Source organism: Streptomyces prunicolor NBRC 13075 (assembly GCF_000367365.1).
GTDB classification, from domain to species: Bacteria; Actinomycetota; Actinomycetes; order Streptomycetales; family Streptomycetaceae; genus Streptomyces; species Streptomyces prunicolor.
In genome coordinates this window covers 81,454-94,133 of record NZ_BARF01000069.1, presented here as the reverse complement: position 1 = coordinate 94,133, position 12,680 = coordinate 81,454, and the positions used below count along the sequence as shown (strand labels likewise).

General features: G+C 68.7%; 10 protein-coding genes. 6 read left to right on the top strand and 4 right to left on the bottom strand.

Annotation, left to right across the window (positions count from 1 at the left end; all coding sequences use genetic code 11):
- Positions 1–37 precede the first annotated feature (37 nt).
- The 4 genes from SPR02S_RS30355 (at position 38) to SPR02S_RS30340 (ending at position 5,293) form a co-directional block, all read left to right on the top strand.
- Entirely contained in the window at positions 38–1,972 is a 1,935-nt protein-coding gene (locus SPR02S_RS30355; RefSeq protein ID WP_026150988.1) for a tetratricopeptide repeat protein, read from the top strand.
- Positions 1,973–2,044: 72 nt separating this feature from the next.
- Complete coding sequence (locus SPR02S_RS30350) at positions 2,045–3,448, top strand: extracellular solute-binding protein (protein ID WP_026150987.1); 1,404 nt, start codon at positions 2,045–2,047, stop codon at positions 3,446–3,448.
- Complete coding sequence (locus SPR02S_RS30345; RefSeq protein ID WP_019060793.1) at positions 3,445–4,422, top strand: carbohydrate ABC transporter permease; 978 nt, start codon at positions 3,445–3,447, stop codon at positions 4,420–4,422. Before SPR02S_RS30350 ends, SPR02S_RS30345 begins: the two co-directional genes overlap by 4 nt.
- Positions 4,423–4,426: 4 nt before the next feature.
- Positions 4,427–5,293 (top strand): carbohydrate ABC transporter permease, encoded by an 867-nt coding sequence (locus SPR02S_RS30340; RefSeq protein WP_019060792.1) that lies wholly within the window; start codon positions 4,427–4,429, stop codon positions 5,291–5,293.
- Here SPR02S_RS30340 and SPR02S_RS30335 read toward each other — a convergent pair.
- On the bottom strand, positions 5,283–7,427 hold the full coding sequence (locus tag SPR02S_RS30335; protein ID WP_019060791.1) for a tetratricopeptide repeat protein: 2,145 nt from the start codon (positions 7,425–7,427) through the stop codon (positions 5,283–5,285). The genes SPR02S_RS30340 and SPR02S_RS30335 overlap by 11 nt on opposite strands.
- Positions 7,428–7,482: 55 nt before the next feature.
- On the opposite strand from SPR02S_RS30335, the gene SPR02S_RS30330 reads away from it, so the two are divergent.
- Both SPR02S_RS30330 and SPR02S_RS30325 read left to right on the top strand, forming a co-directional pair.
- Entirely contained in the window at positions 7,483–8,355 is an 873-nt protein-coding gene (locus tag SPR02S_RS30330; RefSeq protein ID WP_019060790.1) for a 5'-methylthioadenosine/S-adenosylhomocysteine nucleosidase family protein, read from the top strand.
- 178 nt (positions 8,356–8,533) lie between these two features.
- Entirely contained in the window at positions 8,534–10,447 is a 1,914-nt protein-coding gene (locus tag SPR02S_RS30325; RefSeq protein ID WP_019060789.1) for a tetratricopeptide repeat protein, read from the top strand.
- A 192-nt stretch (positions 10,448–10,639) separates the two neighbouring features.
- On the opposite strand, the gene SPR02S_RS30320 is transcribed toward SPR02S_RS30325, so the two are convergent.
- The 3 genes from SPR02S_RS30320 to SPR02S_RS59065 form a co-directional block, all read right to left on the bottom strand.
- Positions 10,640–11,293 (bottom strand): class I SAM-dependent methyltransferase, encoded by a 654-nt coding sequence (locus tag SPR02S_RS30320; RefSeq protein ID WP_019060788.1) that lies wholly within the window; start codon positions 11,291–11,293, stop codon positions 10,640–10,642.
- A 51-nt stretch (positions 11,294–11,344) separates the two neighbouring features.
- Complete coding sequence (locus tag SPR02S_RS30315; RefSeq protein ID WP_019060787.1) at positions 11,345–11,845, bottom strand: hypothetical protein; 501 nt, start codon at positions 11,843–11,845, stop codon at positions 11,345–11,347.
- Between the two features lie 94 nt (positions 11,846–11,939).
- Positions 11,940–12,620 carry a DUF6415 family natural product biosynthesis protein gene (locus SPR02S_RS59065; RefSeq protein WP_019060786.1) on the bottom strand — a complete coding sequence of 227 codons (681 nt, stop codon included), beginning with the start codon at positions 12,618–12,620 and terminating at the stop codon, positions 11,940–11,942.
- Positions 12,621–12,680: the final 60 nt, after the last annotated feature.

Sequence of the window (12,680 nt, the reverse complement as noted above, 5' to 3'; positions counted from 1 at the left end):
CCTCACACCTGAACAGGACGACCCAGCAGCTTTCCCTATCCTCATCTTCGCCGTCACCGGCATGGGCGGCATCGGCAAAACCGCGCTGGCTGTGGAGGCGGCGCACCGAGCCCGGGCGCAGGGTTGGTTCCCTGGCGGGACACTCTTCGTAGATCTGCGCGGGTACGACGACGATCCGGTCACGGCTGACCAGGCGGTCCTGGCGTTGCTCGACGCGTTGGGTGTGCAGGGGCAGGATCTGCCGCCGACTGCGGAGCGGCAGTACGACGTGTACCGGGGGCTTCTCGCCAAGCGGCGGGAGCGGATGTTGCTGATCCTGGACAACGCGTCGGATCCGTCGCAGTACGTGCCGTTGCTGCCGGGGTCGGATCATCACCGGGTGCTCATCACGTCCCGGGACCGTTCCGACGCCCTTCCGATGCGGCTCATCGACCTTGAGGCGCTCGATCCGGCGGAATCCGTCGCCTTGGTTACCCGCGCCCTGCAGGAGACCGACGAGCGGGACGAACGGCCGGGGCGGGAGCCGGACGCGCTGCGTGAACTGGTAGATCTCTGCGGGCACTTGCCGCTTGCTCTTCAGATCGCGGCTGGGATGCTGCGCAGGCGCAGACACCGTGACATCGCATCACTGGTGACCGAGATCCGGGAGGCCGGGGACCCGACGGTCGTACTCGACAAGGGCAGCCCCGGGACGGACCTGTACGGCCGGTCACTCGTGCTGCGCCCCGTGCTGGAGACCTCGTATCGCCGACTGCCGCCCAAACAGGCCCGGTTGCTACGGCTGCTCTGCCTTGCTCCAGGTGCGGAGACCGGGGCAGAGGCGATCGCGGCCTTGGTCGACCTCGAACTGGAGCCCGCGCTCAATCTGTTGGAGGAACTGGCCGCCACCCATCTCGTCACGCCGGTTCGCTGTGTCGACGGGACGGCTCCCGCCATGCGGTGGCGGGTGCATGACCTGGTGCGGGGGTTCGGGGTGGGTGTGGTGGCCGGCGATGTCGGGTTGCGGAAAGAGGGGGAGGCAGGGCGGGAGAGGGTTCTGGCGTTCTACTGCCGGTGGGCGAATGCGGCTGATCGCCGGTTGCGGTGGCTACCGGGGACAGCGGAGCCCGAGCGGTTCGGGGACCGAAAGCAGGCGTTGGCATGGTTCGACGGCGAGCGTGCGGGGCTGGTGGCGGCGGTGCAGTGGGCGCGGGAGGAGCGGTTCGCGGCTGCGGCAGTGCGACTGGCCGAGCATCTCGGGGTGTACTTGGATTGGCGGCGGTATTTCGACGACTGGATCGCTGTCGCGGAGGCCGAGCGTGAGGCCGTCCGCCGCGCCGGTAACCAACTGGGCGAGGCCAAGGCGTGCAATCACCTCGGCAACGCCCGGTTGGAATTGGGACAGGTGGGAGAGGCGATCGAGGCCTACACCCAGGCCAGCAGCTTGTTCCAAGTTGTCGGGGACCAGCTCCATGAGGCCATGGTGTGGAACAACCTCGGCAACGCCTTGTTCAAGGTGCACCAACTGGAGGAAGCAATCAACGCCCATACACGGGCACGCGACCTGTTCCAATTAGTCGGAGACCCCCTCCGTGAGGCAATTGTGTGGAACAACCTCGGCAACGTGTTGCTGGAGACGGGTCGGCCGGAGGAAGCGCTCGAGGCCCACATCCGCGCCCGCGACCTGTACCAGGCGGCCGGGGACCGACACCGCGAGGCCAGGGCGTGGAACAACCTCGGCAACGTCCATCTACAGATGGGTCGGACAGAGCAGGCGATCGAGGCGTATGGCAAGGAACTTGAGATCTGCCGGAAGTTCGAGGACTGGTACGGCGAGGCGCGGACCCTCCACAATCTGGCCCTCGCCCACAAGACCGCCGGCCGCCCCACCGCGGCCCGCATCGCCTTCCTCCATGCCTCCGAGGCCTACACCCGAGCCAACGCCCCCACCGAAGCCGCAGATACCCAATCCGCCGCAGACTCATTGACCTGACTAGACCACTCCACTTACCTTCACCGGGCAGCCATCCGCCCAGGCCACACCGCAGTGAGCCCGTAGGAGGTCGTGCCCGTGCGCCCCACCGCCGCCAGCCCCCGCCGAACTGCCGTACTCACACCCCTAGTTGCTCTCGCCGCCCTCTCCCTCGCCGCGACCACCCTCACCGCCTGCGGCAGCGGATCCGGCAGCAGCCCGGACACCGTCAAGATCTCCTTCAAGCAGTCGACGGACAACTCCATCAAGGTGATGGACACCTACCTCGCCGACATCAAGAAGCAGTTCGAGAAGCAGTACCCGGGCAAGAAGGTCGAGCTCGTCCCGATCAAGGCCCCGGACTCGGAGTACTACACCAAGCTCCAGCAGATGCTCCGCTCCCCCAAGACGGCCCCGGACCTGGTCTACGAGGACACGTTCCTCATCAACAGCGACATCACCTCCGGCTACCTCAAGCCCCTCGACTCCTACCTCGACAAGTGGCCGGACTGGAACCAGTTCATCGACACGGCGAAGTCGGCGGCCAAGGCCGAGGACGGAAAGACGTACGGCGTCCCGGACGGAACAGACACCCGCGGCCTCTGGTTCGACAAGGGAATCTTCAAGAAGGCCGGCCTACCGGCGAATTGGCAACCCAAGACCTGGAACGACGTCCTCGCCGCGGCCCGCACGATCAAGCAGAAGGTCCCGAACGTCACCCCCCTCAACGTCTACACCGGCAAACCGGCCGGCGAAGCCGCCACCATGCAGGGCTTCGAGATGCTGCTCTACGGCACCAACGACGGCACCACGGACCCCCTTTACGACAAGTCGACGAAGAAGTGGATCGCCGGCGGCCAGGGTTTCAAGGACGCACTCTCCTTCGTCCACACCGTCTACAAGGAGAAGCTCGGCCCGGACGTGTCCGACGCCCTCGACCCCAACATCCAGACCTACGTGGCCGGTGAACTCCTCCCCAAGGGCAAACTCGGCATCGCGCTCGACGGATCATGGCTGCCCCAGGCCTGGTTGAAGGGCAGCGGGCACGAATGGCCGGACTGGTCAAAGGAGTTGGGGCTCGCGTACATGCCCACGCAGAACGGCCAGGCGCCCGGCAAGGTGAGTATGTCCGGCGGCTGGACCTGGGCGATCCCCTCCAAGGCCGGCAACCCGGACCTCGCCTTCGACTTCATCAAGACGATGCAGACGAAGGCGAACGCGGAGAAGTGGTACATCGCCAACTCCGGTATCTCCGTGCGGAAAGACGTCGCCGCCGACCCCGCGTACGCGACCGCCCAGCCCGGCATCAAGTTCTTCACGGACCTGGTCGCGAGCACCCACTACCGCCCCGCCTACCCGGCGTACCCGAAGGTCTCCACCGCCATCCAGGAGGCGATGGAAGGCGTGACGACGGGCGACATGTCGGTGGACAAGGCGGCGAGTTCGTACGACGACGAACTCAAGTCGGCCACGGACAACCAGGTCACCCAGAAGTGACCACCGCACCCCGGCAAGCGACGGGCCCGGACGCACCGAAGACCACCCCGGGCCCGGCCCCCCACCAGCAACACCCCCACAACGGCAACGGCACCGGCACCCGCCCCCGAGCCCGCATCCGCATCCTCACCCACCACCTCCTCCCCCTCTCCCCCGCTCTGATCCTCCTGCTCCTCTTCCTGGCCGTCCCGATCGGCTACTGCGCCTACATCGCCTTCACCGACCTCCAACTCACCGGCCAGGCCCACTCGTCCTTCGTAGGCTTCGAGAATTTCCGTACGGCCTTCAAGGACGCGGAATTCCTCAACGCGGTATGGCTGACGCTGGTGTTCACGGTGTTGTCGTCCCTGGTCGGCCAGAACACCCTCGGCCTCGCGCTCGCCACCCTCATGCAGCGCGCGTCGAAACCGATCCGCACCCTCACGGGCGCGATCGTGATCACGGCATGGGTACTCCCGGAGGTGGTGGCGGGCTTCCTCCTCTACGCCTTCTTCCGCCGCGAGGGCACCCTGAACGCCATCCTGGACTGGCTCCATCTCCCGTCCCAGAACTGGCTGTTCACGCTCCCGATCCTGGCGGTGTCGTTCGCGAACGTCTGGCGCGGAACGGCGTTCTCGATGCTGGTCTACTCAGCGGCCCTGAACGAGATCCCCCAGGAGATCACGGAAGCGGCGGAGGTCGACGGCGCGGGCGGCTGGCGCCGCATGTGGCACATCACGCTCCCGATGATCCGCCGCTCGATCGGCACGAACCTCATGCTCAACACCCTCCAGACCCTCTCCGTCTTCGGCCTGATCTGGGTGATGACGCGAGGCGGCCCCGGCGACAAGAGCCAGACCCTCCCCCTCTTCATGTACGAACAGGCCTTCCAGAACAGCATGATCGGCTACGGCACGGCGGTCGCCCTGCTGCTGCTCCTGGTCGGTTCACTCTTCTCCGTGCTGTACCTGCGCCTGCTGCGAACGGAGGTCTGACCGCATGGCACTCCCCGTCTCGTCCCGCTTCTCCCTCACTTCCCGCTCCTCGCGCCGAACGAGCCGTCGCCTGGCGGCGGATGCGGGGCTGCTGGTGGTCGCGGCCACGTTCGCGCTGCCGCTGCTCTGGGTGATCCTCTCTTCCCTCGACCCGCACGCGGACCTCAAGGTGAAGGCCCCCGACGGCCTGACCCTGGACAACTTCCACGCGATCCTCAAACCGGACATCACCTTCACCCCCCTCCTCAACAGCCTGATCCTGTGCGGAAGTGGCACCTTGCTGACGGTGGTGTGCTCGGCCTTGGCCGCGTATCCGTTGTCGCGGTTCCAGTCGCGCCTGAACCGCCCGTTCCTCCTGACGATCCTCTTCGCGACGAGCCTGCCCATCACGGCGATCATGGTCCCGGTGTACGCGCTGTTCGTGCAGGTGAATCTGATCGACACCATGCAGGGCACGATCTTCTTCTTCGCCGCGTCCCAACTCCCGTTCGGCATCTGGCTGATGAAGAACTTCATGGACGGCGTACCGAAGGAGTTGGAGGAGGCGGCGTGGACGGACGGGGCGTCGTCGCTTCAGTCCCTCGTACGGATCGTGCTTCCGCTGATGGGTCCGGGGGTGGCGGTGGTGACCGTCTTCTCGTTCGTGATGATGTGGGGGAACTTCTTCGTCCCGTTCATGCTGCTCCTCACACCGGATCAGATGCCGGCGAGCGTGAGCATCAACGAGTTCTTCGGGAACCGGGGGATGGTGGCTTATGGGCAGCTGGCCGCGTTCTCCGTTGTTTATTCGACGCCGGTGATTTTGTTGTATGTGCTGGTGGCGCGGCGGTTGGGCGGGGGGTTTGCTTTGGGTGGGGCTGTTAAGGGGTGAGAGGTGGGGTGGGTAGTGGTTCTTGCTGCTCCTCGGCCCGGGTGCGGGCCCGGTCGGCTTTGGCGGTGTCACCGGCCCGGGTGAAGGCGTCGGCGGCTTGGAGCAAGCAGGCACGGGCCTCCGCAGGACAGCCAGCGTCCTCGTGGACGACAGCGAGGTTGTGAAATACCTGGCCCGTCCAGTACCAGTCCTCGAACTCCCCGTAGCCCTCCAGCGCTCGGCCATACCCCTCGACCGCCTCCACCGCCCGGCCCGCCACCAACAGGGCGAAGCTGAGACAGTGCCACGCGCGGGCCTCGCGGAGGCGGTCCCCGACAGCCTGGTACAGGTCACGGGCCTGCGTCTGGGCCTCGACCGCCTCCTCCACCCGATCCGCCTCCACCAGGGCGAGGCCGAGGTTGTTCCACGATCCAGCCTCGCCGTGACGGTCCCCTACGGCCTGGCACAGGTCGCGGGCCAGGGTGTGCGCCTCGACCGCCTCCTCCACCCGACCCACCTGCCGCAGGGCGAGACCGAGGTTGTCCCACGCGTCGGCCTCGCCGTCACGGTCCCCTACGGCCTGGCACAGGTCGCGGGCCCGAGTGTGCGCCTCGACCGCCTCCTCCACCCGACCCACCTCCACCAGGGCGAGGCCGAGGTTGTCCTCCGCGATGGCCTCGGCCGTACGGTCCCCGAAACGGCGAGCGCCCTCCACCCCGGCCCGGCCCACCACGACCCCGTCATCGAAATACCGCCGCCAGTCCAGGTACTCCCCCAGACAGGCGGCCAATCGCACCACCGTACCCGCGGACTGCTCTCGCTCCGCCCACCCCACCGCAGCCACCAGACCCGACCGCTCCCCGTCCAGCCACCCCAACGCCTCCCCCCGCCCACCAAACCGCCCCGGCACCTCCCTCCCCGGAAACCACCGCAACCAGTCATCAGCCGCATCCGCCCACTCGTAATAGAAGTCCAGCACCCGCCCCCGAGCCACCTCCCCCTCCTCCACCCACCCCACATCCCCCGCCACCACACCCACCCCGAACACCCGCACCAAGTCATGCAACCGCCACCGTCGACGCCCGCTCTCCCGCCCCCGCTCGACGAGATGCGCGCGAACCAGGGCCTCAAGGTCCCGGATCGGAGGGGTGTCCGCCCCGACAAGCGCGGTGACGACCTCATCGCTCGCGTCCGGCCCCGGCGCCAGCGCCAGCAGACGCAGCACGCGAGCCTGCTCGGGCGACAGCCGTCGGTACGACAGGTCGAAGGCCGCGCGGACATCGCGCTCGCCGTCGTTGAGGTGGCCGAGCAGGTCACGGGACGCGGCGAGTTCAGCGGCGAGTTCAGCGACCGGCCTGCCCGAGTCCACCACCAGCAGTGCCGCCGCGATCTGGAGGGCCAGCGGCAGGTGCCCGCAGAGGGCGGCGAGGTGCGCGGCCTCCTCCGGGTCGTCCGCGACGCGGCTGTCGGCAGGGCGGGCGATCCGCAGCGCACGATCGAGAAGCTCGTACGCCTCCTCCGGCGTCAGTTCGCCCAACGCCAGTAGCCGGGCACCCAGTTGGGGCAGCCGGTCGCGGGAGGTGACCAACAGCCGGTGCCCCGCACCGCCTGGCAGCAGGGGCCGTACCTGGGCGGGCGAGGACGCGTTGTCGGCCAGGATCAGTACGGGACCCCGCTCGCGGGCGCGGGCGGCGAGGGCCGAGCGGTAGAGCGCGGCTCGCGCGTCCACCCCGGTCGGGATGTGCTCCGGCTCCGTACCGAGCGCCCGCAGCAGTGCCTCCAGGGCCTGTTCGGCCACAACGGGCTCCTTGTCGTACCCGTGCAGGTCGACGAAGAGCACCCCACCCGGGAACCAGCCCTTCCCCCGCGCCTCGTACCCCGCCTCGACGGCGAGCGCGGTCTTGCCGATACCGCCGAGCCCGGAGACCGCCGCGACAACCACCGCTTCCGACGCGGCATTGGGCGCGGATGGGTCGAACGCGGCCAGCAGCTCCCGGAGTTCAGGCTCCCGGCCGGTGAAGCCGACCGCCCGCGCGGGGAGGGCGTCAAGGGCGCTGGGCGCGGGCGCGTGCTCCCGGTACTCAGCCTTCGCCGTGAAGGAGCCCTTGAACTCCCCTCCCCGGAAGTCGAGATGATCCCCGCCGTACCCGCTCACCGCGCACCCCCCAATACCCGGTCTCCCCAGCCCACTTGGCAGTACCGTTGAGTCTGTGCCGGAGACAAAACCCACCGTAGCGATCCTCACCGCGCTTCCGCTCGAATACGACGCGGTCCTCACGCACCTCTCGGACGTCGAGAAACTCAAGCACCCCCGCTACGGCACCCGCGCCCGGCGGGGCAGGCTCGCCGGCACCCCCTGGTACGTCGCCCTGGTCGACATGGGCGAGGGAACCCTGACGGCGGCGACACTCACGGAACGCGTGCTGTCGTGGCTGGAGCCCGAGGCGGTGCTGTTCGTCGGAGTCGCGGGCAGCCTGAAGGATGACATCAACCTCGGCGATGTCGTCGTAGCGACCAAGGTGTACGCAGTCCAGGGCGGCAAGCAGACCCCCGACGGATTCATGGTCCGCCCGGAAGCCTGGCGTGCCTCGCACGAGTTGGAACAGGCGGCCAAGGAAGCCCTGCGCGGCAAGGCGCACTTCAAGCCGATCGCGGTCGGGGACGTGGTCCTCGCGGACGCCGACTCCGAACTCGCCGCCCGCATCCGCACCAGCTACAACGACGCGGTCGCCATCGAGATGGAGAGCTCGGGCGTCGCCCACGCGGTCCATCTCGCCGGACAGGCGGGCGCGTTGATCATCCGGGGCATCAGTGACAAGGCGAACGCGCAGAAGTCCACCGCCGACGCCGAGGGCTCCCAGCCCCGCGCCGCTGCGAACGCCGCCGCGGCCGCCATCGCCGTACTCCACGAACTGGACCCGAAGCGAGCGACACCCGGCCAGGCGGAACCCGAGCCCCGGGAGGGTCCTTTTCGCGGCTCCACGTACGGAGGAGACCACCTCGACTTTCGAGGCAGCACCTTCAACTCCCCCTTCACCGCCAAGTCGGTCGACCGACGCCCCGACAACAACTCCGGACGGTAGCCAGTCCGCGGGACCGTTCACCGCCCACGGCCCGGTACCGGTAGCGACCGCCACACTCCCGCCCCGCCCCCTCGGCTTCACGGGCCGTTCGGCGGAACTGGGCCGCCTGCTGCCCCACCTCGAACCCGCCCCGAACGGCACCCCCGAACTCCCCCTCCTCATCTTCGCCGTCACCGGCATGGGCGGCATCGGCAAGACGGCACTGGCGGTCGAGACGGCACACCAGGCGTGCGCACGGGACTGGTTCCCCGGCGGGACACTCTTCGTCGACCTGCGGGGCTACGACGACGACCCGGTCACCGCCGACCAGGCGGTCCTGGCACTGCTGGACGCGCTCGGGGTACGCGGCCCGGACCTGCCCGCATCCGCCGTACGCCAGTACGACGCCTACCGCCGACTCCTCGCCGAGCGCCCACACCGCATGCTGCTGATCCTGGACAACGCCTCGGACCCGGCCCAGTACCTCCCCCTCCTGCCGGGCACGGACCGCCACCGCGTCCTGATCACCTCCCGCGACCGCCCGGACTCCCTCACCGGTGTCCGCTTCATCGACCTGGAGACCCTCCCTCCCGACGACTCCGCCGCCCTCATCACCCGCGCCCTCCACGACGCCGACGACCGCGACGACCGCCCATCCCGCGAACCGGCCGCCCTCCGCGAACTGACCTCCCTCTGCGGCCACTTGCCCCTCGCCCTCCAGATCGCCGCTGCAATGCTGCGCCGACGCCATACGCGCGGGATCGCCTCGCTGGTGACCGAGATCAAGGAGGCCGGGGACGCGATGGCCGCCCTGGACAACGGCACGCGCGGCACCGACCAGTACGGCCGCTCCCTCGTCCTGCGCCCGGTCCTGGAGACCTCGTATCGCCGCTTGCCTCCCGATCGGGCTCGCCTGCTGCGCCTGCTCTCCCTCGCCCCGGGCACGGAGACCGGCACGGAAGCGGTGGCTGCCCTGACCGACCTCGACACGGAGGCTGCCGCGAACCTCTTGGAGGACCTGGCCGCTGCGTGCCTCGTCACGCCGGTTCGGGCTGACGAGGGTTCGGACGGGGGTGTGCGGTGGCGGTTGCATGACTTGGTGCGGGTGTTTGGGGTGGGTGTGGTGGCGGGGGATGTGGGGTGGGTGGAGGAGGGGGAGGTGGCTCGGGGGCGGGTGTTGGACTTTTATTACGAGTGGGCGGATGCGGCTGATGACTGGTTGCGGTGGTTGCCGGGGAGTGAGGTGCCGGGGCGGTTTGGTGGGCGGGCGGAGGCGTTGGGGTGGCTGGATGGGGAGCGGTCGGGTCTGGTGGCTGCGGTGGGGTGGGCGAAGCGGGAGCGGTTCGCGGGTTCGGCGGTGCGGCTGGCCGTATGCCTGGGGGAGTACCTGGAGTGGCGGCGGTATTTCGATGACGGGGTCGTGGTGGGTCGGTCTGCGGTGGAGGGCGCTCGCCGTTTCGGGGACCGTACGGACGAGGCCATCGCGTGGGACCACCTCGGCATCGCCCTGCGGGAGGCGGGCCGCGTGGCAGAGGCGGTCGAGGCGCACACTCGGGCCCGCGACCTGTGCCAGGCCGTAGGGGACCGCCATGGCGAGGCTGGCGCGTGGAACAACCTCGGCATCGCCCTGCGGGAGGCGGGCCAGGTGGAGGAGGCGGTCGAGGCGCACACCCGGGCCCGTGACCTGTATCAAGGCCTAGGGAACCGCCTCCGCGAGGCCCGCGCGTGGCACGGACTCGGCATCGCTCTGGGGGAGGCGGGCCGGATGGAGGAGGCGGTCGAGGCGCACGCCCGGGCCCGTGACCTGTACCAAGCCGTCGGGGACCGCCACGGCGAGGCGGGCACGTGGAACGACCTCGGCGTCGCCCTGGAGGCGGCTGGCAGGGCGGAGGAGGCGGTCAAGGGGTACGGCCGGGCGTTGGAGGTCTACCGGGAGTTCGAGGACTGGTACCGGGCGGGCTGGGTCCTCCACAACCTCGCCCTCGTCCATGCGGGCGCCAGCCGTCCCGCCGACGCCCGGGACTGCTGGCTCCAAGCCGCCGAAGCGTTCACTCGGGCCGGTGACATCCCCGAAGCCGACCAGGCCCGCACCCGGGCCGAGCATCAGCAATAACCACCACCCCACCCCGCGTCACCTCCTCCCAACCCACACCCCCGCAAACCCTCGAGCCCCCACTCCACCGCGCACTCCCGCACCACACACCCCCAGGAACCCGCAGCACCGTCTGCCTTCGCGCACGGCAGGCCGTCGCCAACCGGCGAGTGGAGCGCCCCGCATACCCGTCCGATTCGTCGTGGACTGACGCTAAGCCTCACTGCGCACGATCAACGTCCCAATATGTCCAGGCTCGGGCGCATCAAGCACGGCCGCCACAGCCGACGAGAACCCGGCCCGAGTCAGCAACCGTTCCCAAACCGCAGGCCGATAGCTGTACCGGTACGTGAACATGGCCCTGCCCGCGAAGCCCCCCTTGTACATGCCCTGCGGCCCATACGCCCCGGGGATGGCCGGCGGCTGCGAGAACACGAAGACGCCTCCCGGGTTGAGCCGCGCCCGTACAAGCGGAAACAGCCGCCCCGGGTCGACGAACCAGGCCGCACCGAAGATCGAGTAGACCGCGTCGTAGGTGTCGTCGCATGAGGCGAGGTACTCCAGAACCTCACCGCACGCGAACTCGGCGCCGGTGTCACCCCACCGCTCGCTCACCTTCTCGACCATGACCGGCGAAAGGTCGACACCCTGCGCGCTAGCACCCTGCCCCGCGAGATACGCGAGGGAACGGCCGGTACCGCACCCGATCTCCAACACACTGCGCGGGGCACCGAGCAACTCGGGGCCCGGCCCATGACCGGCGTACTGCGTCCAGCAGAACGTGGGCTCGGCGTCGTCCTTGAAGGCGGACTCGGCGTAGGTGTCCCACAGTGCGGTCTCGGCCGGGATGTCGTGGGGTACGGGCACGGCGTCGTTCCTCCGCGTCATATCGGAATGGGGACCGACTGTAGCGGGCGGTCAGTGGCTGTCCGGAACCTTGTCGTCGCACGGCGAGCAGTCAGTGCCGTCGATGGCCCACAACTCCTCGTCCACGGGCCAGCCTTGGCTCTTCAGGAAGTCGCCGGTGCGCAGGCACAGGCCGTCGTTGCGGCGCTGGATGAACGGGGCGTGGTGCTTGTACCGGCCGTCGTTGTACAGACGGCAGATGCCGAACCAGACGGGCGTGTCGAGGATGAGTTGATGCACGCCGATGTCGACCAACTTGCCGACGCCGAGGTGTACGTCCGGGTTCTCGATGGAGCCCATCACGTACATGACGGCGTTGCCCAGGATGCGTTCGGCCATGTCACGGACCATCGTGTGGTCTCGTAGCAGCAGGGCTGCCTCTCGGTCCCAGATGCTCATGCCCGAGTCGAAGATGTTCACGGTCAGTTCGGTGATGTGCGGGGCGACCGCGTTGAGGAGTTCTTGCGGGTCCCGGGTACGGGTGCCTGCGGGGTGGTCGAGGGTGGCGGTCATGGGAGTTCCCTTCTTACGAGAGGAGCTTGAGTTCGCGCGGCCCTGACCCGAAACGGCCGCTATGGAGCCCCTGTTGAGGGCGGGGAGATCCTCGTCAGCGATGGCGCAGTCTGTTGGCGCACTTCGCGTGGATACATCCCGCCCTCGCCACGCCGCCCGAGGGGCCGACCTTGTCGTACGGCTGGGATTCTTCGCCGCCTTGGATCGGGTCGTCACAGGCCAGGCACATCGTGAGGCCGGTCAGAGAGTCATGGTGATCGCAGAGTGCGAGGACGGAACGGGCCAACCGTTGGACCCGCTTGACTTCACCGTCCAGGCCCACGGCCTCGATCTCGTAGAGGCGGCACCGGGCTTCCGCGACTCCGGCCTGTGCGACCTTGGCCGGGATGTCGTCATCCGGGAGGCGTCCCGCGAGCTGCTCGATTTCGGGGATCAGCTTCAGCAGGTTGCGATGGCAGTCGGCCGCGGCGTTCTGCACATCCTCGTAGCGTGGCAACGGCACGCACACGTCGAGGAATTCGGCAGCGTCGGCCCGCATGCGCATGATGTCGGGAAACGGCGGTGTCTCCGGGCGGGAGGCGTTGGCGGGTTGGTCTCCCTGCGCCGTGCAGCGGTAGCACCGGCACGGCAGGACAGCAGAGCCCAGCGGTAGGTTCTGCGCCTCCAGGATGTTCACGACGCCCCGATCCTCGGTGACTGTGCCGTCGCCGTTCACCGAGTACACCCGGATGGTCATCTTGACCTCCGGCTTTCGCAGGGCGGTACCGTTCGTCATGTCGACACTCCTCAGCAGCGTTGGCCGGCCCCGGAGTCGTGCGCGCGACTGCCGGGGCGC